The following is a 23,576-nucleotide window of genomic DNA, read 5'->3' as shown; positions in this document are numbered from 1 at the left end:
GAGTTTTTTGATGAATCGACTGATAGGTCACCTTGCCTGGTTCGCAGTCGCCGTACTGGGAGCCTTTGCCCTGGGGACAGTGGCGTTAAGCCGGGGCGAAACGATTAACGCGCTGTGGATAGTGGTTGCGGCACTGGCCATCTATCTGGTGGCGTACCGTTACTACAGCTTGTTTATTGCCAACAAGGTGATGCAACTTGATCCAACACGGGCCACTCCTGCCGTGTTGAACAATGATGGCCTGGACTTTGTGCCGACCAACAAGCATGTGCTCTTTGGTCACCACTTTGCTGCCATCGCCGGGGCTGGCCCCTTGGTCGGTCCGGTTCTGGCCGCGCAAATGGGCTACCTGCCAGGCACGCTTTGGCTGATTGCCGGTGTGGTTTTGGCCGGTGCCGTGCAGGACTTCATGGTGCTGTTTATTTCTACCCGCCGTAATGCCCGCTCTCTGGGCGATATGGTGCGTGAGGAAATGGGCCGGATTCCAGGCACCATCGCCCTGTTCGGTTGCTTCCTGATCATGATCATCATCCTAGCGGTGCTTTCTCTGATCGTGGTTAAGGCGCTGGCTGAAAGCCCTTGGGGCATGTTCACAGTGATTGCGACGATTCCGATTGCGATGTTCATGGGCATTTACATGCGCTATATCCGCCCAGGCCGCATCGGTGAAATCTCTGTGATTGGTGTTGCACTGCTGCTGGGTTCAATCTGGCTCGGTGGTGTTGTGGCGGCTGACCCAGTGTGGGGGCCGATGTTCACCTTTACCGGTGTGCAGATCACCTGGATGCTGGTGGGCTATGGCTTTGTCGCGGCGGTACTGCCGGTATGGCTGATTCTGGCTCCGCGTGACTACCTGTCGACGTTCCTCAAGATCGGTACCATCGTAGCGTTGGCAGTCGGCATTCTGATGCTGGCGCCTGAGCTGAAAATGCCAGCCTTGACTCAGTTCACTGATGGCACTGGCCCGGTCTGGAAAGGCGCACTGTTCCCGTTCCTGTTTATCACCATTGCCTGCGGTGCGGTGTCTGGCTTCCATGCGCTGATCAGCTCTGGCACCACGCCGAAACTGTTGGCCAATGAAACCCATGCCCGCTACATCGGTTACGGCGGCATGCTGATGGAGTCCATGGTCGCGATCATGGCCATGGTCGCTGCATCGATCATTGATCCTGGCGTGTATTTCGCCATGAACAGCCCACCCGCCGTGGTCGGTTCTGATGTAGTGAGCGTTGCTGCTGCGGTGAGCAACTGGGGCTTCGTGATCACTCCAGAGGCGCTTGAAGCCGTTGCTAATGACATCGGTGAGAACACTATTCTCAACCGTGCAGGCGGTGCGCCAACACTGGCGGTGGGTATCGCGCAGATTCTTCACCAGGCGCTGCCGGGTGAGAACACTATGGCGTTCTGGTACCACTTCGCGATTCTGTTTGAAGCGCTGTTCATTCTGACTGCTGTGGATGCCGGTACCCGTGCAGGCCGCTTTATGCTGCAGGACCTGCTGGGCAACTTCGTGCCTGCGCTGCGCCGCACCGAGTCTTGGGGCGCTAACGTGATTGCAACTGCAGGGTGCGTGGCGCTGTGGGGCTATCTGTTGTATCAGGGCGTGGTCGACCCGCTGGGCGGCATCAACACGTTGTGGCCGTTGTTCGGCATCTCTAACCAGATGCTGGCCGGTATCGCGCTGATGCTGTGCACTGTTGTGCTGATCAAAATGAAGCGCCAGCAGTACATCTGGGTCACCTTGCTACCTGCTGTGTGGCTGCTGATCTGCACCACGGTTGCGAGCCTGATCAAGCTGTTCGATGCCAACCCGGCTGTTGGTTTCCTGGCCTTGGCCAAGAAGTACGAAACGGCGTTGGATGCAGGTCAAATTCTGGCTCCGGCCAAGGACCTCGGTCAGATGCAGCATGTGATCATGAACGCCTACACCAACGCTGGTCTTAGCGTGCTGTTCCTGGTGGTGGTCTTCAGCATCCTGTTCTATGCCCTGAAAATCGGCCGCGCCGCGTGGGTTAACCCGCAGCGCACTGACAAGGAAACTCCCTATCAGGCTGCGCCGAACGCTTGATAGCTGATCCGCCGGGCCTGGGGGCCCGGCACTCATGAGGTAAATACTGGTGTTCAATGATTTGAGTCGTATGGGTAAGTATCTGGGGCAAGCCGCGCGTATGTTGGTCGGCATGCCGGATTACGACACCTATGTCGAACACATGAAAAACAAACACCCGGATCAGCCCGTAATGAGCTACGAAGACTTTTTTCGTGAGCGCCAGGATGCTCGTTATGGTGGCGGTAAAGGTCGCCCCGTACGTTGTTGCTGAAACAGCTGCTTGTAGCTGAGTCGGTTACAATCCGGCTGATATGAATCCATACGCCACGCTTGTCGTGGCGTATTTCGTTATGAGGTTGCGGTTATGTCAAAGGTGATTCCGGTCACGGTGCTCAGTGGTTTTCTGGGGGCAGGCAAAACAACCCTATTGCGTCACATGCTGCAAGCCGAGCATGGCCTGAAGCTGGCGGTGATCGAGAACGAATACAGCGACACACCGATTGATACGCAATTGCTCGGCAGCGAGCCAGTGCAGGTCATGACATTGGCTAACGGATGCGTCTGTTGTTCCATCCATGTAGAGCTGGAAAAAGCGCTGTACCTGCTGCTGGATAAACTCGATAGCGGCGAGTTGGACTTCGACCGGCTGGTGATCGAATGCACTGGACTGGCCGATCCGGCACCGGTCGCGCAGACGTTCTTTGCCGATGAAGAGTTGTGCGAGCGTTATGTGTTGGACGGCATTATCACGTTGGTGGATGCGGTTAACGCTGAGCGTCATTTGCAGGAGGCGATAGCTCAGGCGCAGGTGGGGTTTGCCGATCGTATTTTGATCAGCAAGACCGATCTGGCCGACCAAACGCAAGTTGATGCACTGACTCAGCGTCTGCAGCGTATTAACCGACGTGCGCCGGTGCGCCATGTTGAGCATGGCCGTATTGATCTGTCCGAGCTGCTGGATGTGCGCGGCTTCAATTTGAATGACGATCTAGGTCCGGTGATGACCTTGCGCCCGTTGCTGCCAGCCAATAACCCTGACCGCATCAGTACATTGGTACTTAGCAGCGAGCAGGACTTGGACATCGATAAGCTCAGCGCCTTTATGGAAAATCTACTGGAGCAGTACGGCAACTCACTGCTGCGCTACAAAGGTGTACTGGCAATAGCCGGTGAAGACCGGCGTATGGTATTTCAGGGGGTGTTGCGGCTGTACGGATTTGATTACGCCGAGCCTTGGCAGGCGGGGGAAACACGCCAATCAGTTATCGTCTTTATTGGCGATAACTTGCCTGAAGCCGAAATTCGGGATGGATTTGCTCAGCTCGGTGCCTGATTCATCGCTCAGCGAGACCCTGCTGTGGCGTAATACGTCGTCCCGCTCTATTGAGGGCGGGACAGTAAAACGGCATTGACGTAATCGCCATCGCGCGGATCTTTGTACGAGCCATCCTCAAGTACGCTCATGCGCAACAGCGCTTGGCGCGTGGCATCAATGATAATCAGCTGCCCGTTAGGGTTGATAAACCATGCATATGGATCTCCCGCTAAGTTAAGTTTGCTCGCGCAATCTTCGTCCGCCTGTAGGCTCAAACCACCTATTGTAGGGGTGTCGTTAAGGCGTACTTTGCATAGAAGTCCACCTTCACCGTCTTGCCACAAGTCATATGGCCCTTTGAGTCGTTCAGCGTACTGCGGGGCGGGGGCTAGCTGTGCCTCCTGATCTTTAGATTTTGCGTTGAGTGCAAAGCGGGATTCCGGACCGCCCGCCGAGCTGTTCAAGGCGTATGTGGCCAGCAGGGTTGAAACGGTGAGCGTGCGAAGAGCGTGATACATGATAACGGCCTCCTGAAAATATGGACTAAAGTTCCATGTTGGAGGGCTATCAATGAAACAAGGTGGGTGGATGCCTAAAGTGTGGCTGGCATCAACAAAAAGCCCGGCATGAGCCGGGCTTTTTGTCAGCAGGTAAAGCTTAGTTGCCGTATACCGGGAACTTAGCGCATACCGCTTTAACTTGCTCGCGCACGCGGGCTTCAACAGCTTCGTCACCCAGGTTAGCCAGGATCTCGCAGATCCAGCCAGCCAGTTGACGGCACTCTTCTTCTTTAAAGCCGCGAGTGGTCACAGCCGGAGTACCGATACGCAGGCCAGAGGTGACGAACGGCGAACGTGGATCGTTCGGTACGCTGTTCTTGTTCACGGTGATGAAGGCGCGGCCCAGGGCTGCGTCTGCGTCTTTACCGGTGATGTCCTGTTTGATCAGGGACAGCAGGAACAGATGGTTCTCAGTACCGCCGGAAACCACATCGTAGCCGTTCTCGATGAACACGTTGGCCATGGCTTGGGCGTTCTTGATGACCTGAGCTTGGTATTCCTTGAACTCGGGTTGCAGGGCTTCTTTGAAGCACACAGCTTTAGCCGCGATCACGTGCTCCAGCGGGCCGCCTTGGCCGCCTGGGAATACGGCGGAGTTCAGTTTCTTCTCCAGCGCTTCGTTAGCACGGGCCAGGATCAGACCACCGCGCGGGCCGCGCAGGGTTTTGTGAGTGGTGGTGGTCACTACGTCAGCAAATGGAACCGGGTTCGGGTACAGGCCTGCTGCAACCAGACCGGCAACGTGGGCCATGTCTACGAACAGGTAAGCGCCGACTTTGTCAGCAATGGCGCGGAAGCGCGGGAAGTCCAGAACCTGAGAGTAGGCGCTGAAACCTGCGATGATCATTTTCGGCTTGTGCTCAACAGCCAGACTCTCAACTTCGTCGTAGTCGATCAGGCCGTTGTCGTTGATGCCGTACTGAACAGCGTTGTAGATCTTGCCGGAGAAGCTAACGCTGGCACCGTGGGTCAGGTGACCACCGTGAGCCAGGCTCATGCCCAGAACGGTGTCGCCTGCTTCCAGCAGAGCCATGTATACGGCGCTGTTCGCTTGGCTGCCGGAGTGCGGCTGGACGTTGGCGTAGTCGGCACCGAACAGTTCTTTTGCACGGTCGATAGCCAGTTGCTCAACGATGTCGACGTATTCGCAGCCACCGTAGTAACGCTTGCCCGGATAACCTTCGGCGTACTTGTTAGTCAGAACCGAACCCTGAGCTTCCATGACCGCTGGGCTGGTGTAGTTTTCCGAGGCGATCAGCTCGATGTGATGCTCCTGGCGTTGGGCTTCTTGCTCCATCGCAGCAAACAATTCGGCGTCAAAACGGGCAAGATTCAAATCACGGCTGAACATAGCAATCCCCTGAGGTAATCAGCTGGGCGGTAGAAAGAGGGGGCGGATTCTACCCTATCCGAGCCAATCCGGCACATGAGGAGTGATCATCAGTCAGACAAACTCCGCTCATGCACGGTGATCAGCTCGGTTCAAGTTGGGCGCGGCGAGAAAATGTGGCGGTAAATTGTTTGGCAGTCATTGGGTGACCGAGCAAATACCCTTGTACTTCGTCACAGTTGTGGCTGCGCAGAAACTCGAGTTGCGCCTCGTTTTCCACCCCTTCGGCAATTACTGAAAGGTCGAGGCTATGGGCCATGGCGATAATGGCTCGGGCAATTTGTGCGTCTTTCTCGCCATGGGGAAGGTTATCCACAAAGCTGCGGTCGATTTTAAGTACGTCCAGTGGGAACTGTTTCAGGTAGTTGAGTGACGAGTAGCCAGTACCGAAGTCGTCAATCGCGACAAAAACCCCTAGCGTCTTAAGCTCGGCCAGGGTGTGCATGGCTGCTGAGACGTCTTCCATGAGGATGCTTTCGGTAATTTCCAGCTCCAGGGTGCCCGTAGGAATGCTGCTCTGTTTGAGTATTTCGGCGATGCGCAGGTTGAGGTTCCCCTCACTGAACTGGCGTGGGGAGAGGTTGACTGAAACCTTTGGCACTTTCAGGCCATTACGATGCCAGTCAGCCAGTTGGCGGCAAGCCTGGAGCAATACCCAGTCGCCAACTTGCACCACCAGTCCCAGTTCTTCCAGTACAGGAATAAAGTCGCTAGGCGCTACGTTGCCGCGTTGCGGGTGTTTCCAGCGCAGTAGAACTTCGACACCGGTCAGGGAGTGTCCATTGCTGGAGAATTGCGGCTGATACGCCAAATGGAATTCATTTTGAGCGAGAGCGTGGCGCAGGTCGCTCTCCAGTTCAATACGCTGAAGGGCGCTGGCGTTCATGTCCGCTTGATAGAACTGGAAGTTGTTTTTACCGCGCTCTTTGGCGTGGTACATCGCGGTGTCGGCGTTTTTCATCAGCTGACTTAGTTCGTTGCCGTCCTGCGGGCCAAGGGCGATACCAATGCTGGCGCTGACGAAGAATTCTCGGCCTTCCAGAATAAAAGGTTGGGCCAGACGCGTAAGGATTTGCTCGCCGACGTGTATCGCTCTGTTCAGCGCGCTCTCACGCTGGTTTTGCGGGCTCAGCAGGAGGGTGAATTCATCCCCACCCATGCGGGCTACGGTGTCTTGGCTGTCGACACACAGGCTCAGGCGTCCAGCCACTTCTTTGAGCATGCGATCGCCTGCTGCATGACCGAGTGAGTCATTGATCGGTTTGAAGCGGTCCAGGTCGAGGAACATCAATACGACCCACTGTTGATTCCGCTCGGCGAGTTGCAAGGCTGTGTGCAGTCGGTCCTGGAACAGTGTGCGGTTTGGCAATTGCGTGAGTGGGTCGTAATACGCAAGGCGATGAATGCGTTGCTCATTGGCCTTGCGCTCACTGATATCGCTGAAGAAGGCCACATAGCTGATGAGGTCGTTGTCATCGTCCCGTATAGCGGTGATGCCTACCCAAGCCGGGAAGGTGTCGTTGTTTTTTCTTCTTAACAGCAACTCGCCTTCCCAGCTACCCAGTTGGCGAAGTTGCTGGGTGATGTAGTTGAACTGGTTGTTCTGCTCGCTATCGGCCGCCAATACATTGGGCATCTGATCAATGATCTGCCGGGATGAGTAACCGGTCACGCGGCTGAATGCATCATTAATCTGCACGATGTACCCGACGGGGTCGGTCACCATAATGGCGGCTGTTGAGTGTTCGAACACCGTGGCGGCCATGCGCAGGTCTTTTTCCGCGCGGCGTTGCAGGCTGATGTCACGGGCAATGCCCAATAGACCCTCAAAGCGCCCGTTATCGTCCCACATGGGCAGCAGGCGCAACTCAACCGGTATTGTGTGACCATCAGCATGCAGGCAGTCGAACACGAATAGCTGGGCACTAAATTCGCTGCGCAGTTCGCTCATGCGCAATGGATCGCCGAGGGCTGATCTGACCCGGTCAAGCAACTTGCAGGGTTCGCTGATTTGTCTGGAATCGGCGGCAAGGCTAAGCAAGCCGTGGCTGCGTATCCACTCGCCTTCAAAACCTAAGACTTCTTCGGCTGAATGGCTTACGTAGTTCACTTCCAGCAAGCTGTCAGTGGTGATGATGACGTCACTGATGCTTTCAGCCAGCAGGCGGTAGCGCTGTTCGCTGGCGCGCAGGGATTCACTGCGGTTGATCTGCTCGGTGATGTCTTTGGCAACACCGATCATTCGGCTCACCAGCCCGTTGCTGTTGCGATCCAGCGCTTGCTCTCGGATATCAAACCAGTGCCAGCTGCCATCGCGATGGCGCCAGCGCAATTCGGCCTGCATAAGAACGCTGTCGCCCATCACTTGTTGGGCGTTGCGCATGCGTTGATACAGCTCGACGTCGTCTGGATGCAGGATTTTTTCCCAGAGGTTGTCTCCGAGCTTATCTATTTCCTCTGCGCTATAACCCAGCTGTGGTCCCAGGTGATAGTTGCTATAGAGAACCTTCCGCTCGGTCATGTCGTGTACGTAGATGGTGTCAGGAACCGCGTTGACCACGTCAGACCAGAAGCGTTCACGTTCAATCAGTGAGTTTTCAATGAGTTTACGGTTGGTAATGTCACTGATGCTCAAGGTCACAGCTTGCAGTTCATCGACATCTTCGGGCAGGCGCAGCAGCAGCCACAGGTGTCTAATTTGACCTTGTGGAGTGGTGATGCGTTTTTCCATTTCAACAACACCGCCCCCGTTGATCAGGGTGTGGAGCAGTTGCATGCGCAGGCTGTCTTCGCGGATCTTTCCGTTGTTGAACAAGTGTTGCCAGACCTTACGGTTAAGGTCGGCGCCAAACATGTTCAGTGCGACGTCGTTGGACTCGGTGAGATTTAGGTGGCGGCTGATCTGCTCATGATGCAGTGGGTCGGCATTCAGCCAGCGCATCAAGTCTTCAGATGAGCCGATGTCGTGTTCTTGCAGGTAGCGTTGCAGGCCTGTCAGGTCGAGCACGCAGAGGGCTGTTCCTGTGCCGTCGAAAATGTCCTGATAGCGGCGCCGGGTCTCTTGCAGCACCTGCGACGCGTGTTGTTCTTCCGTCACATCGCGAAGTACCCAGACAAAGCCAATTTGTTTGTTGTTCTCAGTCAGGTCACTGCGGGTGATGTCATAAAGGTAGGGCTTGCCGTTTTGGCGGATCTCCACCAGATCTGAACCGCTAGCGCTGTACAACCCATTATCGTGAAGCAATGAAGGATCAAGATTGGGCAGTAATTTGAGCAAGTGCCAGTCGACTGCATCACGGTTGCTCAATCCGAACATGTCCTCCGCCTGGGGGTTGAGGTACTGCAGTCGCCCTTGAAGGTCTGTCACCAACACCCGCTCTTCAATCGCACCGAGCACACTGCCTGCTTGTAGCAGGTAGCGTCTCGAAGCGCTGTTGAGGGCAAGCAGAGCGCGTTGTTCACGTACGAGTCGATAAAGTGCGCCGAGGGTCAGCGCGGCGCAGATGGCGAAAATCAGCAGTTTGACCAGTTGCTGTGGCAGAAACTCCAATGCCGCAGATTTCTCATCGAACAGGCAGCGAATATGCCAGTCGCTGCCTTTAAGTGGGATCAGCTGGGTGGTTTGAGCAATGATCTCGGCAGTGAGGGGAGGCGGGATGACATGTTCATCGTCAACGTTTGTTTCATTGCTGGCGATGATGCGTTGCTGGGCGCTGTCTTCCAGGTACCAACTTGAAGAGTTGCTCGGATGCTCATCGAACCAACTGCTCAGGACGTAGGTGTCCAAGCGTAGCAACCAAAAACCACTGTCGGGAGCGGATGACTGCCTTAGTAGCAGACAAATATGGCCGTTGTGCTCAGGGCTGAAGGTATAGAAGAAGGGTTCATTGCTGCTGCGTTGAAGCATATAGCCAATGAAGGCTACATCAGGTTTGCCGTCTTGAGTGCTATAGACGGTCTCACCCTGGCTGGTTAGCCAAGACACACTCTTAATGTGGGGGGATACGCGTCTTAAAGTGGCTATCAGCCCATCTGCCTGCTCCTGTGTCGCAGGGGGGCGTGCAAAGGGTTGCATGATCGACTGTGCAACGCTGGCCTTGAGGCGCATATTCAGGGCTAAGTGGTTAGCCAGTTGTGAGTCATAGGCGGCTGCCAGTTTGCGTTGGCTTGCCACCTGCTGCTGGGTTTCCTGATTCAAGTGCCAAGCCATCAGAGCCAGCAGGCTTAAAATTAGAATGACCAAGACGCGACGACTGGTGCTCCGTAGCGTAGCCGTTAGCGGAGATGCGTCTGAAGCAGGGGCGTGAGATGAAATGACCTTAGACAAAACTGCGTCCTGGGCTGTACGGATAAGCGTATGTCGTGCCGTCAAAGACACGAGCATGCAAGAAGCGCCAGGAGATTTCTACTGTAATATTATTGCCTCATCCGAGGCTGTGGTTTGCCCTGCCCAGAGCATTCGGGTAGCTTTGTCCTCTTGATTAATGGTCAGCGCCTCAAATCCACAGAACTTGGCGCTGTCTGGCGGCCCGCCAGTCGTCTAGCCTGCACTGCACGGCAACCCGGCGGTTTTCTTCGTTGAATCTATAACCCAGGTTATTCATGGCTCAATACGTTTACACCATGCATCGGCTGAGCAAAGTTGTTCCGCCGAAGCGTGAAATCCTCAAGAACATCTCCCTGTCTTTCTTCCCGGGTGCGAAGATCGGTGTGCTTGGCCTTAACGGCGCCGGTAAATCGACCCTGCTGCGCATCATGGCGGGCGTTGATACAGAGTTCGACGGCGAAGCCCGCGCAATGCCTGGTATCAACGTTGGCTACCTGCCCCAAGAGCCGCAGTTGGACCCGAGCAAAACCGTGCGTGAAGTCGTAGAAGAGGCGGTCGACACCATCAAGCAGGCGCAAGCCCGTTTGGATGAAGTGTACGCAGCGTACGCTGAGCCCGATGCCGATTTCGATGCGCTGGCTGCCGAGCAGGCCAAGCTGGAAGCCATCATTCAGGCCAGCGATGGTCACAACCTTGAGCGTCAGCTTGAAGTGGCAGCTGACGCCCTGCGCCTGCCGCCATGGGACGCTAAGGTTGAGCACCTGTCCGGTGGTGAAAAGCGCCGTGTAGCGCTGTGCCGTCTGTTGCTGTCCTCGCCGGACATGCTGCTGCTCGACGAACCGACCAACCACTTGGATGCCGACTCAGTCGCCTGGCTGGAGCAGTTCCTGCACAACTTCCCGGGTACCGTGGTGGCGATTACCCACGACCGTTACTTCTTGGATAACGTTGCCGGTTGGATTCTGGAACTGGACCGCGGTGCTGGCATTCCTTATGAAGGCAACTACTCTGGCTGGCTGGAAGCCAAATCTGAGCGTCTGGCTCAGGAGTCCAAGCAGCAGTCTGCCCATGAAAAGGCTATGAAGGAAGAGCTGGAGTGGGTGCGTAAAGGCGCTAAAGCCCGTCAGGCCAAGTCCAAAGCTCGTTTGCAGCGCTTTGAGGAAATGCAATCGCAGGAATTCCAGAAGCGTGCTGAGACCAACGAAATCTACATCCCTGCTGGCCCGCGTCTGGGCGATAAAGTGATCGATTTCGTCAACGTCACCAAAGGCTATGGCGACCGTGTATTGATCGACAACCTGTCGTTTAGCATTCCTAAAGGCGCCATCGTCGGTGTTATCGGTGGTAACGGTGCCGGTAAATCGACCCTGTTCCGCATGCTGATGGGCAAAGAACAGCCGGACTCCGGCACCATCGAGATCGGTGATACCGTGCAACTGGCTTGCGTAGACCAGAGCCGTGATGATCTGGACAACAGCAAAACTGTGTGGGAAGCGGTCTCCGATGGCTTGGACATGATCCGCATCGGTAACTATGAAGTGCCGTCCCGTGGCTATGTGGGCCGTTTTAACTTCAAAGGTGCCGACCAGCAGAAGTTCGTTAAAGACCTCTCCGGTGGTGAGCGTGGCCGTCTGCACTTGGCCCTGACCCTGAAAGAGGGCGCTAACGTTCTGCTGCTCGACGAACCGTCTAACGACCTTGACGTTGAAACCCTGCGTTCGCTGGAAGAAGCCCTGCTGGACTTCCCAGGCGCTGCCATTGTGATCTCTCACGACCGTTGGTTCCTGGACCGCGTTGCGACTCACATCCTGGCCTATGAAGATGACTCGCACATTGAGTTCTTCGAAGGTAACTACACCGAATACGAGGCCGATCGTAAGAAACGCCTCGGCGATGCAGCTGCTCAGCCGCACCGCGTGCGCTACAAGAAACTGGCGCAGTAATCGGGTCGTTATAAAACGGAGCCGAAAGGCTCCGTTTTACTTTTACTGCTTCAAACGTGCCGCATGGCACGCCGTTGCACAGATGGCTTGTGGTGCATGGCTGATGCAGCCATGATTTATCCAGGCCCCCGTCCAAGGAATTCCAATGCCAGACTCCATCGCAGCGCATTTGCGCTTGGCGCCTGAAGCGCTTACCCGTCCTTTCTCTCCTGACCAGTTCAAATTCAACAGCACTGAAGATCTGGAGCCCTTCCGTGGCGTATTAGGGCAGGAACGTGCTGTTGAGGCGTTGCAGTTCGGCGTGGCGATGCCACGGCCGGGCTACAACGTGTTTGTTATGGGCGAATCCGGCACTGGGCGCTTCTCATTTGTTAAGCGCTACCTCAATGCTGAAGCCAAACGTCTGGAAACTCCGTCAGATTGGGTCTATGTCAATCATTTTGACGAGCCCCGCGAGCCTCGGGCGGTTGAACTAGCCGCCGGTACGGCTGCTGAGTTCATTGCGGATATCAACTCGTTGATTAACAACCTGCTGGCGACATTCCCGGCGGTGTTTGAGCACCCTTCGTTCCAGCAGAAAAAGAATGCCATCGACCGCGCCTTCAACAAGCGCTACGACCAGGCGCTGGACGTGATTGAAAAGCTGTCACTGGAAAAGAGCATCGCCCTCTATCGCGACAGCAGCAACATCGCTTTTACTCCGATGTTGGAAGGCAAGGCGCTGGATGAGGCGGAGTTCGCCCAGCTGCCAGAGGCTGAGCGTGAGCGCTTCCACAGTGATATCGCAGCCCTGGAGGAGCGACTGAACGAGGAGTTAGCCAGCCTGCCGCAATGGAAGCGTGAGTCCAGCAATCAGTTGCGACAGCTCAACGAAGAAACCATCACAGTTGCCTTGCAACCGCTGCTGGCGCCGCTGTCCGAAAAATATGCGGAAAATGCAGGTGTCTGCGCCTATTTGCAGGCTGTGCAGGTGAACTTGCTGAAAACCGTCGTGGATCAGCTGGCTGAGTTAGAGAAGGCTGACGCGCAAACCCGAAAGATGCTTGAAGAGCAGTATTGCCCGAGCCTTGTGGTTGGCCACCATGCCCATGGTGGCGCGCCGGTGGTGTTTGAACCCCACCCAACCTACGACAACCTGTTTGGGCGCATTGAATACAACACCGACCAGGGGGCGCTCTACACCAGTTATCGTCAGCTGCGGCCGGGGGCATTGCACCGCGCCAATGGTGGCTTCCTGGTTCTGGAGGCGGAAAAACTACTGGGCGAGCCGTTTGTCTGGGATGCACTCAAGCGTGCGCTGCAATCGCGCAAATTGAAGATGGAATCCCCATTGGGCGATTTGGGCCGGATCGCCACCGTAACCCTGACGCCGCAGATGCTGCCATTGAACCTGAAGGTGGTCATCATCGGTTCCCGCCAGCTGTACTACACCTTGCAAGACCTGGATCCAGACTTTCAAGAGATGTTCCGGGTACTGGTGGACTTTGACGAAGACATCCCGCTGGCCGATGACAGCCTTGAGCAGTTCGCGCAGTTGCTAAAAACCCGTACCTCGGAAGAGGGGATGGCACCGCTCACCTCCGCAGCGGTAGCCCGGGTAGCGACCTATAGTGCACGTCTGGCGGAGCATCAAGGGCGACTTTCAGCGCGTATTGGTGATCTGTTCCAGTTGGTCAGCGAGGCCGACTTCATTCGCAGTCTGGCTGGTGAGACTGTCACCGATGTTGGTCATATTGAGCGTGCGCTCAAAGCTAAGGCTGCCCGTACCGGACGTGTTTCTGCGCGGATCATCGACGACATGCTGGCCGGTATCATCCTGATCGATACAGACGGCGCCGCTGTGGGTAAGTGCAACGGCTTAACCGTCCTTGAGGTCGGGGATTCGGTCTTTGGCGTGCCAGCGCGTATCTCGGCCACCGTATATCCCGGTGGCAGCGGTATTGTGGATATTGAGCGTGAGGTCAATCTCGGCCAGCCCATCCACTCCAAAGGTGTGATGATTCTGACGGGCTACCTGGGTAGCCGTTATGCCCAGCAGTTCCCGCTGGAGATTTCCGCCAGCATCGCACTGGAGCAGTCCTACGGTTATGTGGATGGCGACAGCGCCTCGCTGGGTGAGGTGTGCACGCTGATTTCTGCTCTGTCGCGTACGCCACTGAAGCAGTGTTTCGCTATTACCGGCTCCATCAACCAGTTTGGTGAGGTGCAGGCAGTCGGTGGGGTGAACGAGAAAATCGAAGGTTTCTTCCGGTTGTGCGAAGCACGGGGGCTGACCGGGGAGCAGGGCGTGATCGTCCCGCACTCCAATGTCACCACGTTGATGCTGGATGAGCGTGTACTCCAAGCTGTGCGGGCGGGGCAGTTCCACGTGTATGCCGTGCGTCATGTGGATGAGGCCTTGAGTCTGCTGGTCGGACAGGACGCTGGCACACCCAATGAGGCCGGTCAGTTCCCTGCGGGTAGCGTCAATGCGCGGGTGGTCGAACGCCTGCGTGACATTGCAGCGATGGGCTTGGAAGAAGAGGAGAAGGAAGAGGCGAAAAAGCCTGAGCCGGCTCCGGCCAAAGAAAAGAAGCCGCGCACTAAAAAGCCTGCAGCAGAGTGAGTCGACCGCCGGGTATCCCATGAGCCCTACTGGCAAAGTGGTTACTCATTGAGCTATCCGGCGGAACTCGCGTACTTGCGGCTTCAGAGGCTGTTTTCCTGAAGCCATGCACAGAGTTATCCACAGCCAACGGGGATAACTTATAACTTCGACAGGTTGGCTGCTGGGGTATAGGCTGAAGTAAAGCCTCCGTGGAGATCTTATCCATGTCCCGCTACCTCACACTTTGCCGTAATTGCTTTGGCATGAGCACCCGCATCGAGTGTGCAGCACTGCCTTTGGATGGTGGACGAGGGCTGTGGGTGCTGATTTGTGCGGCAGGTTTATCTGACTCTCAGCCTTCTTCAGTTAAGGCGCAAGGCCCGTTCCATGGGGCTTTCGAGGTAGAAGCGGTGATGGGTGATGTGGCCTGTAATCTGCAAGCCATGGGTTACGAGACCTGCCTGGATATGCCCATTTGGCGTCTACACATTCAGGCTGAGTTACGCCGTACCAATGCCCGCGGCAGTGTTGTGGAAGAGGGTTGCCAAGGTGTTCCTGAGCCCTGATGGCGACTATTTGATCAGAAGCCCAGAGGCCCCGTTATTACAGGCCTGTGACAATCAATCCTGTCGCTATATACAAGGTTATCCACAGATGACGGGGATAACCATCAACTGCGACATTTTTGTTCACTGGTATTAACTTGCTTGGCCCGAATCGCTGGTTATACTCGCCGCCGTTTTCAAATCTTCAGTGAGTTTTTATGGAACGCTTTATTGAAAATACGATGTACGCCTCTCGCTGGCTGTTGGCGCCGATTTATTTTGGCCTTTCGCTGGGGCTGCTGGCGCTTGCGTTGAAGTTCTTTCAGGAGCTTTTCCATTTGCTGCCAGGCGTATTCAACATGGCAGAGGCCAATCTGATTCTGGTCATTCTGTCGCTGATCGACATGGCGCTGGTAGGTGGACTGCTGGTGATGGTGATGATCTCCGGCTATGAAAACTTCGTATCCCAGCTGGATATCGACGAGAGTAAAGAAAAACTCAATTGGCTGGGCAAGATGGACTCCGGCTCCCTGAAAATGAAGGTCGCTGCGTCCATCGTGGCCATCTCGTCGATCCATTTGCTGAAGATATTCATGGATGCTCAAAACATCGCCGATACCAAGTTGATGTGGTACGTCATCATCCACATGACATTCGTCGTTTCGGCCTTTGCCATGGGCTATCTGGATAAACTGACCAAGCACTAAGCCATGGCTTGTTGCTGTGACTGATTGGGAGAGGTCGGTAGGTTTGTGCTAGTCTTGCCGGCCTTTTTAACCCCCACGGAGCAGCATGATGTCCGAATTGAATCTCTCTACTGACGAAAGTCGCGTCAGCTACGGCATTGGTCGCCAGCTGGGTGGCCAACTGCGTGACAACCCGCCTCCAGGCGTTAACCTGAATGCCATCCTGGCGGGCTTGACTGATGCCTTCAACGGCCAAGACAGCCGCGTCAGTGAAGAAGAGCTGAATGCCAGCTTCAAAGTCATCCGTGACATCATGCAGGCTGAAGCGCAGGCTAAAGCTGAAGCTGCAGCCGCTGCCGGTGTGGCTTTCCTTGCGGAAAACGCTAAGCGTGACGGCGTAACCGTTCTGGCTTCTGGTCTGCAGTACGAAGTGCTGACAACGGGCGAAGGCGCTAAGCCAAGCCGCGAAGACAGCGTACGTACTCACTACCACGGCACGCTGATCGACGGTACTGTGTTCGACAGCTCCTACAACCGTGGCCAGCCAGCTGAATTCCCGGTTGCAGGCGTAATTGCCGGTTGGACTGAGGCGCTGCAGCTGATGAATGCGGGCAGCAAATGGCGTCTGTACGTGCCGAGCGAGCTGGCATACGGCGCGCAAGGCGTAGGCAGCATCCCGCCGCACAGCGTTCTGGTGTTTGACGTCGAGTTGCTCGACGTTCTGTAACGTTCTATGCCGGGCCGTACAGTTGTTGCGGCCCGGTGTATTTCTTGATGTCGGTTAGTTTCAAGGGCGCAACGCCCGTGCGTAGCAGAACAGAAAAAGATTGCGCACCAATTCTTTCAGTACCAACGGCTCGCTAGAGCTGAGTTCATGCAAATCCAAATCACCCTGATCACGCAGTTCGTCCAGAGCGTCTTCTTCAAGCAGTGCACAAACTTCGCCAGTATTGCGATTTAGAATACGCAGGTAGGGGTGTGGGCGGTCCAGCCAAGCGTCAATAAGATAGGTCATGACTTATCTCCCTTTAAAAAGACAAGATGATAATAATTCTTATTTAGATTATAGCAAGACTTAATTTGCCGTGAGGCTGCGCCTGTGCTGGGCGGGGTGGGAAAACAAAAAGCCCGCCGGGAGTGGCGGGCTTTGTCTAGGAGAGGCGTTGATCAGTGGGTGCGGGCTACGGCGAAGCGGCTCAGCTCGATCATCGCGTCCTTGTGGGCGCTCTCAGGCAGTGCGTCAAGGCAAGCGATGGCGCGCTCGGCGTAATCGCGGGCGAGCTGGGCGGTGTAATCCAGGGCGCCGGAGACTTCGACCGCTTCGCGGATGCGCTCAAGGTCCTCGATACCGCCTTTCTGGATGGCCTGGCGCACCAGTGCAGCCTGTTCCGCCGTGCCTTCGCGCATGGCGTAGATCAGGGGCAGAGTCGGTTTACCTTCAGCCAGATCGTCACCCACGTTTTTGCCCAGTGCTGCAGCGTCGCCGCGGTAGTCGAGCAGGTCATCTACCAACTGGAAAGCAATCCCTAGGTGATCACCAAACGTACGCAGTGCTTCACGTTGCTCCTGAGGGGCGTTAGCCAGGGCCGCGGCACTGTGGGTCGATGCTTCAAAGAGCATGGCGGTCTTGCCGCGAATGACCTCCATGTAGATTTCTTCTGTGGTGCTGGCGTCGCGCACGCGTGAAAGTTGCAGCACTTCGCCCTCGGCAATCACGCGAGTAGCCTGGGAAATGATCTGCATGACCGGCATGGAGCCAAGAGTCACCATCATCTCGAAGGAGCGTGCATAGAGGAAATCACCGACCAGAACACTGGGAGCGTTGCCCCACTGTGCGTTGGCGGTGGAGCGGCCGCGACGCATGTCGGACTTATCCACCACGTCGTCGTGCAGTAGGGTAGAGGTGTGGAGAAACTCGATGGTGGCGGCCAGCAGTTGCAGATCATCCTGCTGATAATTCAGGGCGCGGCCTGCCAGCAAAACCAGCAGCGGGCGCAGGCGCTTGCCGCCAGCTGAAATGATATAATCGCCAATCTTTTCGACGAGGGGTACTCGCGACACCAGTTGGTTGCGAATGATGCCGTCGACGGCGCTGAAGTCATCCGCCACTACATGGTAGAAAGCCTGTTGCATCGCTGGTACCTGAAACATTTTGGAATGCGCGGCATGCTAGGTGCCGGGCCAGAGGCTGTCAAGGCGAGAGGGTATGGGCCTTGCGCTGTGGCCGATGCTTGCGTACAATCGCGCACCCTGAACATTCCCCTGGGTATTTCCCTGCCTTACGCAATTGCAAGGGTGTCGATCCGGCCCCGAGCAGCCATGCCAGCCGAAACATATTCCTATAAAGCGCTGGGTGAGCAGGATTAACGGAGATTTACCATGTACGCAGTAATTGTAACTGGTGGCAAGCAATACAAAGTCACCGAAGGCGAATTCCTCAAGGTTGAAAAGCTCGAGCTGGCCACTGGCGAAGCTGTGACTTTTGACCGTGTTCTGCTGGTAGGCAACGGCGACGACGTTAAAATCGGCGCTCCTGTTGTTGAAGGTGCCAAGGTTGTAGCTGAAGTTGTAGCTCAAGGCCGTCACGACAAAGTAACTATCATCAAGTTCCGTCGTCGTAAGCACCACATGAAGCGCCAGGGCCACCGTCAGTGGTACACCGAGATCAAAATCACCGGTATCTCGGCCTAATTTAATTCGGCCTTTGATCCCTTTATAGGAGTATTGAACTCATGGCACACAAAAAAGCTGGCGGTAGTACCCGCAACGGTCGCGACTCAGAATCTAAACGCCTTGGCGTGAAGATGTATGGCGGCCAGGCTATCAAAGCAGGCAACATCATCGTGCGTCAGCGCGGCACTCAATTCCACGCTGGTTACGGCGTTGGCATGGGTAAAGATCACACTCTCTTCGCTAAAGTCGAAGGCGTGCTGAAGTTTGAAGTAAAGGGCGAGTTCAACCGCCGTTACGTAAGCGTCGTTACTGCTTAATCGCATGACCGCTTGAAAAGCCCCGTCCTGCGACGGGGCTTTTTTGTTTCTGTATGCTTGTGGGGTTCTTGCCAAACTGTCTTGGGTGCTGTGTAGGCAGGGCGGTTTCGCAAGAGCCTGGTTTATTAGTTTGGATGACCCGCCTATTAGCGGGAGGCGTAGCCATGAAATTTGTCGATGAAGTGTCGATTTACGTAAAGGCCGGAGACGGCGGTAACGGCATGATGAGCTTCCGTCGTGAGAAGTTCATTGAAAAAGGTGGCCCTAACGGTGGTGATGGTGGTGATGGTGGCTCGGTGTATATCGAGGCTGACGAGAACCTGAACACGTTGGTGGACTATCGCTATACCCGCCGCTTCAATGCGCAGAATGGCGAAAAGGGTGGTAGTACGGATTGTACTGGCCGCAAAGGTGATGATCTGATTCTGCCGGTTCCGGTAGGAACTACGGTCATTGATAGTGCAACCCAGGAAGTGATTGGTGATTTGACTAAGCCGGGCCAGCGTTTGATGGTGGCTCAGGGTGGTTGGCACGGTCTGGGTAATACCCGCTTCAAGTCCAGTACCAACCGTGCGCCGCGCCAGACCACGCCGGGTAAACCGGGTGAGGCGCGTGACCTTAAGCTCGAGCTGAAGGTGTTGGCAGATGTGGGCTTGCTGGGTTTGCCTAATGCCGGTAAGAGTACCTTCATTCGTGCTGTATCGGCGGCCAAGCCGAAGGTAGCTGATTACCCGTTCACTACGCTGGTGCCGAACTTGGGCGTCGTCAGTGTGGATCGCTACAAGAGCTTCGTGGTCGCGGATATTCCGGGGCTGATTGAGGGGGCGTCGGATGGCGCGGGCTTGGGTATTCGTTTCCTTAAGCACCTGTCGCGTACCCGTCTGTTGCTGCACCTTGTGGACATGGCGCCACTGGATTTGACTGATCCGGCTGAGGCAGCTGCCACTATTATCGAGGAGTTGGGACGCTTTAGCCCGGCGTTGACCGAGCGTGAGCGCTGGTTGGTGCTGAACAAGGCGGATCAGTTACCTGAAGATGAGCAGCAGGCGCGGATTGATGAGATCGTTGCCCGTATTGAGTGGAAGGGCCCGGTTTATGTAGTGTCTGCATTGGCGCGTCAGGGGACTGAGCAGCTGTGTTATGACATCATGGATTTCCTTGAGGCGCGCGCTGAGCGTATTCAGGAAGATCCGGAGTATGCTGCGCAACTGTCTGAGTTGGATGAGCGTATCGAGTCTGAGGCGCGTGCCCAGCTGCAGGCCCTGGATGATAAGCGTGAGCTACGCCGTACAGGTGTTAAGGCTGTCGGTGATGTCGACGAGGATGATGACTTCTGGGATGAAGATGAAGACGATGGCCCGGAAATCATTTACGTCCGGGATTAAGCATTCAATCAACGCCGCTTAATTGCGGCGTTTTTGCAATCACAGATCGCTGCTAGGGTTAGAAGATCATGCGTGACAAGGTAACCGGTGCTCGTCGCTGGGTAGTGAAAATCGGTAGTGCGCTGCTAACGGCTGATGGGCGTGGTCTTGATCGTGCTGCGATGGCGGTATGGGTCAAGCAGATGGTTGCTCTGCGTGAGCAGGGTGTCGAGTTGGTGCTGGTATCTTCCGGTGCGGTAGCGGCGGGGATGAGTCGTCTGGGTTGGAGCTCCCGGCCGAGTGCTATGCATGAGTTACAGGCTGCTGCTGCTATTGGTCAGATGGCCTTGGTGCAAGCGTGGGAGTCCAGCTTTGCTGAGTACGGCCTGCGCACTGCGCAGATTTTGCTGACCCATGATGATCTTTCTGATCGCAAGCGCTACCTGAATGCCCGTAGCACCCTGCGCACACTGGTTGACCTGGATGTGGTGCCGGTTATCAACGAAAACGATACCGTGGTCACGGATGAGATTCGCTTCGGTGATAACGATACCTTGGCGGCTTTGGTGGCTAATCTGGTTGAGGCTGACCTGTTGGTTATTCTGACCGACCGGGATGGCATGTATAACGCTGATCCTCGTCATAACCCCGATGCTGAGCTGATTTTCGAGGCGCGGGCGGATGATCCGGCTTTGGATGCGGTCGCGGGTGGTGTGGGTGGTGCGTTAGGCCGTGGCGGTATGCAGACTAAATTGCGAGCTGCTCGCCTGGCTGCGCGCTCAGGGGCGCATACGGTGATTGTTGGTGGGGCAATTGAGCAAGTGCTGGCTCGCCTGAAAACCGGTGAGCGTCTGGGTACTTTGCTTGAGCCTGAGCGTTCAACGCTGGCAGCGCGCAAGCAGTGGCTGGCGGGGCATTTGCAAACACGTGGCACGTTGGTTCTTGATGAGGGGGCGGTTAAGGCGCTGTCTACGGGTACCAAGAGCTTGTTGCCTGTTGGGGTGCGCTCTGTGCAGGGTGCTTTCCGCCGTGGTGAGATGGTCGTGTGCGAGGCTCCTGATGGTCGGGAAATTGCGCGCGGTCTGGCTAATTACAGTGCGCAGGAGGCGAAAAAGATCCTTGGTAAGCCTTCTGATGCCATAGCTGAGCAGTTGGGTTATGTGGGGGAGCCTGAGTTGGTGCACCTGGATAACATGGTTCTGCTTTGAGGGTGATTGAATGAGGTTGATTAAAGGATTGCTCGCAGGGTTGGTGGCGCTTCCGTTGGTGGCAGCTGCTGAAGAGATTGGCGAAGTATCGACTGTCTTCAAGTTTGTTGGGCCTAACGACAAGATTGTGGTCGAGGCTTTTGATGATCCTAAGGTCGAGGGTGTTACTTGCTACCTTTCTCGGGCTAAGACGGGTGGTGTGAAGGGTGGGTTGGGTCTGGCGGAAGATCGCGCAGAGGCCTCCATTGCCTGTCGCCAAGTGGGGCCGATCAGTTTTGCTGGTGAGTTGAAAGAAGGGGAGGAGGTCTTCCGTGAGCGGACGTCGCTGGTGTTTAAAACCATGCAGGTAGTTCGCTTCTTTGACCGTAAGCGTAATACGCTGGTGTACCTGGTCTACAGTGATCGGGTCATTGATGGCAGTCCGCAGAATGCGGTGACGGCCATCCCAATCCTGCCTTGGCCTAAGCAGTAAGTGAAAAAGCCCGAAGTGATTCGGGCTTTTTATTGTTGTGGGTAAATACTGGGCAATAAAAAACCGGCCAGAGGCCGGTTTTTCAAGAACAGCAGCTAAAGCGCTTATTAAGCGGCAGCAGCTTCGCCCAGGGCCTTGATGTGGCCATTCAGGCGGCTCTTATGACGAGCGGCTTTGTTCTTGTGGATGATGCCTTTGTCAGCCATACGGTCGATTACCGGCACAGCCAGGGTGTAAGCGGTCTTAGCCTGCTCAAGATCTTTGGCTTCGATAGCCTTAACAACGTTCTTGATGTAGGTACGAACCATGGAGCGCTGGCTGGCGTTATGGCTACGACGCTTCTCAGCCTGTTTGGCGCGTTTTTTGGCAGAAGGTGTATTGGCCACCGTCAAGCTCCTCGAAAAAAACTGGGGGGTTACAAACAAATAAGGCCGCGAATCATGCCGATATGAGTCGGCCCTGTCAAGCGTGTTTCGTGCTTGTCGTGCTGGTCTGCTAAGTAGAGGATCGCTACACTCCACTGCTTTGTGCCGTCGTATCCGTTCGACGGGCATGCACGTTGCGGAAGTCGAATTATTACATGAATTTGCTTAAGTCGCTGGCTGCTGTCAGTTCGATGACCATGCTTTCACGGGTGTTGGGCTTTGTGCGCGACACCATTATTGCTCGTATCTTTGGTGCGGGCGTGGCATCGGACGCCTTCGTTGTGGCCTTCAAACTACCGAATCTGTTGCGGCGGATTTTTGCTGAAGGCGCCTTTTCTCAGGCGTTTGTGCCCATTCTGGCCGAATATAAAACCCAGCAGGGTGATGAGGCCGCGCGGACGTTTCTAGCCTATGTCACTGGCTTGCTCACGTTGGTGCTGGCATTGGTCACATTCGTGGGTGTGCTGGCGGCGCCCTGGATTGTTTGGGTGTCGGCACCGGGTTTTGCCGAAAATGCTGAGCGCTTTGAGCTGACCACGGATCTGCTGCGGGTCACATTCCCTTATATTCTGCTGATCTCGCTGTCATCCCTAGCTGGTGCCGTGCTTAACACGTGGAACCGCTATAGCGTTCCTGCGTTCGTGCCGACATTGCTGAATGTCAGCATGATCGTTTTTGCGCTGTTCCTGACACCTTACTTTGATCCGCCAATCATGGCGTTGGGATGGGCGGTATTGGTGGGCGGTTTGATGCAATTGCTGTATCAGCTACCGCATTTGAAAAAGGTTGGCATGCTCGTCTTGCCTCGTCTGAATCTGAAGGATACGGGTGTCTGGCGGGTGATGAAGCAGATGGGGCCGGCGATTTTCGGCGTTTCCGTCAGTCAGATTTCTCTGATCATTAACACCATCTTCGCCTCATTTCTGGTGGCCGGATCGGTTTCATGGATGTATTACGCGGATCGCTTGATGGAGCTGCCTTCGGGGGTCTTGGGCGTGGCGCTAGGGACGATCCTGTTACCGGCTTTGTCCAAAACCTATTCCGCAGATAACTGTGACGAGTACAGCAAATTGCTCGATTGGGGCCTGCGTCTATGCTTTTTGCTGGCGTTGCCCAGTGCGGTGGCGTTGGCTGTGCTGGCCGAGCCGCTGACGGTTTCCTTGTTTCAGTACGGCAAGTTCACGGCTAATGATGCGTTAATGACGCAGCAGGCGTTGATCGCGTATTCCTTTGGCTTGCTCGGCATCATTTTGGTGAAAATTCTCGCGCCGGGTTTTTATGCGCAGCAAAACATCAAGACGCCCGTGCGTATTGCTCTGTTTACCCTGCTCGCCACTCAGGTGATGAACGTGCTCTTCGTTTTCGTCTTTCCGCTGGCGCATGCAGGGCTGGCGTTGGCTATAGGCTTGGCGGCGTGCATGAATGCCGCACTGCTGTATTGGAAGCTGCGCCAAGCTGAAATGTTCAAGCCTCAAGCTGGCTGGGCGCGATTTTTTGGCAAGGTGTTAGTGGCTGTGCTGTTTATGGCGGCTGTGTTGGTGCTGTGCATGCAGTACATGCCTGCTTGGGCAGAGGGCGTGATGTTATGGCGCCTGCTGCGTCTGGCTGGATTGGTCGTTGTCGGGTTGCTGAGTTATTTCGGAATGCTGTTCCTCCTGGGCTTCCGTTTACGTGATTTTTCCCGTCGTGCAGCCTATTGATTGTCGGGCGGCGT

General features: G+C 55.6%; 20 protein-coding genes. 14 read left to right on the top strand and 6 right to left on the bottom strand.

Annotated features, from left to right (window positions below):
* Positions 1-10: 10 nt before the first annotated feature.
* From WG219_17740 to yjiA, 3 genes are all read left to right on the top strand, one after another.
* On the top strand, positions 11-2,068 hold the full coding sequence (locus WG219_17740) for a carbon starvation CstA family protein (protein ID WXL25125.1): 2,058 nt from the start codon (positions 11-13) through the stop codon (positions 2,066-2,068).
* 49 nt (positions 2,069-2,117) lie between these two features.
* Positions 2,118-2,321 (top strand): YbdD/YjiX family protein, encoded by a 204-nt coding sequence (locus tag WG219_17735; GenBank protein ID WXL25124.1) that lies wholly within the window; start codon positions 2,118-2,120, stop codon positions 2,319-2,321.
* 93 nt (positions 2,322-2,414) lie between these two features.
* Positions 2,415-3,383 (top strand): GTPase, encoded by a 969-nt coding sequence (yjiA, locus tag WG219_17730; protein ID WXL25123.1) that lies wholly within the window; start codon positions 2,415-2,417, stop codon positions 3,381-3,383.
* Between the two features lie 47 nt (positions 3,384-3,430).
* Here yjiA and WG219_17725 read toward each other — a convergent pair whose 3' ends face one another.
* The 3 genes from WG219_17725 to WG219_17715 all read right to left on the bottom strand — a co-directional run bounded on the left by WG219_17725 (position 3,431) and on the right by WG219_17715 (position 9,525).
* A complete protein-coding gene (locus WG219_17725) occupies positions 3,431-3,883 on the bottom strand; it encodes an AprI/Inh family metalloprotease inhibitor (GenBank protein ID WXL25122.1) in 453 nt (150 codons plus the stop codon).
* 139 nt (positions 3,884-4,022) lie between these two features.
* Positions 4,023-5,276, bottom strand: a complete 1,254-nt coding sequence (glyA, locus tag WG219_17720; protein WXL25121.1) for a serine hydroxymethyltransferase — start codon at positions 5,274-5,276, stop codon at positions 4,023-4,025.
* Between the two features lie 121 nt (positions 5,277-5,397).
* A complete protein-coding gene (locus WG219_17715) occupies positions 5,398-9,525 on the bottom strand; it encodes an EAL domain-containing protein (protein ID WXL25120.1) in 4,128 nt (1,375 codons plus the stop codon).
* A gap of 392 nt (positions 9,526-9,917) precedes the next feature.
* On the opposite strand from WG219_17715, the gene ettA reads away from it, so the two are divergent.
* From ettA to WG219_17690, 5 genes are all read left to right on the top strand, one after another.
* Entirely contained in the window at positions 9,918-11,585 is a 1,668-nt protein-coding gene (ettA, locus tag WG219_17710; protein ID WXL25119.1) for an energy-dependent translational throttle protein EttA, read from the top strand.
* A gap of 145 nt (positions 11,586-11,730) precedes the next feature.
* Positions 11,731-14,190, top strand: coding sequence for an AAA family ATPase (locus WG219_17705; GenBank protein WXL25118.1), 2,460 nt, complete (start codon positions 11,731-11,733; stop codon positions 14,188-14,190).
* A gap of 206 nt (positions 14,191-14,396) precedes the next feature.
* Positions 14,397-14,738 carry a hypothetical protein gene (locus WG219_17700; protein WXL25117.1) on the top strand — a complete coding sequence of 114 codons (342 nt, stop codon included), beginning with the start codon at positions 14,397-14,399 and terminating at the stop codon, positions 14,736-14,738.
* Positions 14,739-14,935: 197 nt separating this feature from the next.
* Positions 14,936-15,424 carry a TIGR00645 family protein gene (locus tag WG219_17695; GenBank protein WXL25116.1) on the top strand — a complete coding sequence of 163 codons (489 nt, stop codon included), beginning with the start codon at positions 14,936-14,938 and terminating at the stop codon, positions 15,422-15,424.
* 88 nt (positions 15,425-15,512) lie between these two features.
* Positions 15,513-16,130, top strand: a complete 618-nt coding sequence (locus tag WG219_17690) for an FKBP-type peptidyl-prolyl cis-trans isomerase (protein WXL25115.1) — start codon at positions 15,513-15,515, stop codon at positions 16,128-16,130.
* A gap of 60 nt (positions 16,131-16,190) precedes the next feature.
* On the opposite strand, the gene WG219_17685 is transcribed toward WG219_17690, so the two are convergent.
* On the bottom strand, positions 16,191-16,418 hold the full coding sequence (locus WG219_17685) for a hypothetical protein (protein WXL25114.1): 228 nt from the start codon (positions 16,416-16,418) through the stop codon (positions 16,191-16,193).
* Positions 16,419-16,570: 152 nt separating this feature from the next.
* A complete protein-coding gene (locus WG219_17680) occupies positions 16,571-17,536 on the bottom strand; it encodes a polyprenyl synthetase family protein (protein WXL25113.1) in 966 nt (321 codons plus the stop codon).
* 246 nt (positions 17,537-17,782) lie between these two features.
* On the opposite strand from WG219_17680, the gene rplU reads away from it, so the two are divergent.
* From rplU to WG219_17655, 5 genes are all read left to right on the top strand, one after another.
* Positions 17,783-18,094, top strand: a complete 312-nt coding sequence (gene rplU / locus WG219_17675) for a 50S ribosomal protein L21 (GenBank protein WXL25112.1) — start codon at positions 17,783-17,785, stop codon at positions 18,092-18,094.
* Positions 18,095-18,135: 41 nt separating this feature from the next.
* On the top strand, positions 18,136-18,393 hold the full coding sequence (gene rpmA, locus WG219_17670; GenBank protein WXL25111.1) for a 50S ribosomal protein L27: 258 nt from the start codon (positions 18,136-18,138) through the stop codon (positions 18,391-18,393).
* Between the two features lie 164 nt (positions 18,394-18,557).
* Positions 18,558-19,778 (top strand): Obg family GTPase CgtA, encoded by a 1,221-nt coding sequence (cgtA, locus tag WG219_17665; GenBank protein WXL25110.1) that lies wholly within the window; start codon positions 18,558-18,560, stop codon positions 19,776-19,778.
* A gap of 68 nt (positions 19,779-19,846) precedes the next feature.
* Positions 19,847-20,965, top strand: a complete 1,119-nt coding sequence (gene proB, locus WG219_17660) for a glutamate 5-kinase (protein WXL25109.1) — start codon at positions 19,847-19,849, stop codon at positions 20,963-20,965.
* Positions 20,966-20,975: 10 nt separating this feature from the next.
* On the top strand, positions 20,976-21,437 hold the full coding sequence (locus tag WG219_17655) for a CreA family protein (GenBank protein ID WXL25108.1): 462 nt from the start codon (positions 20,976-20,978) through the stop codon (positions 21,435-21,437).
* Positions 21,438-21,544: 107 nt separating this feature from the next.
* Here the strand turns inward: WG219_17655 and rpsT are convergent, their stop codons facing one another.
* Complete coding sequence (gene rpsT, locus WG219_17650) at positions 21,545-21,823, bottom strand: 30S ribosomal protein S20 (GenBank protein ID WXL25107.1); 279 nt, start codon at positions 21,821-21,823, stop codon at positions 21,545-21,547.
* A gap of 194 nt (positions 21,824-22,017) precedes the next feature.
* Between rpsT and murJ the strand changes: the two genes are divergently transcribed.
* Entirely contained in the window at positions 22,018-23,562 is a 1,545-nt protein-coding gene (gene murJ / locus WG219_17645) for a murein biosynthesis integral membrane protein MurJ (protein ID WXL25106.1), read from the top strand.
* Positions 23,563-23,576: the final 14 nt, after the last annotated feature.

This window comes from Pseudomonas mendocina (genome assembly GCA_037482215.1).
Lineage (GTDB): Bacteria > Pseudomonadota > Gammaproteobacteria > Pseudomonadales > Pseudomonadaceae > Aquipseudomonas > Aquipseudomonas mendocina_E.
This window is presented reverse-complemented; position numbering and strand designations above follow the sequence as displayed.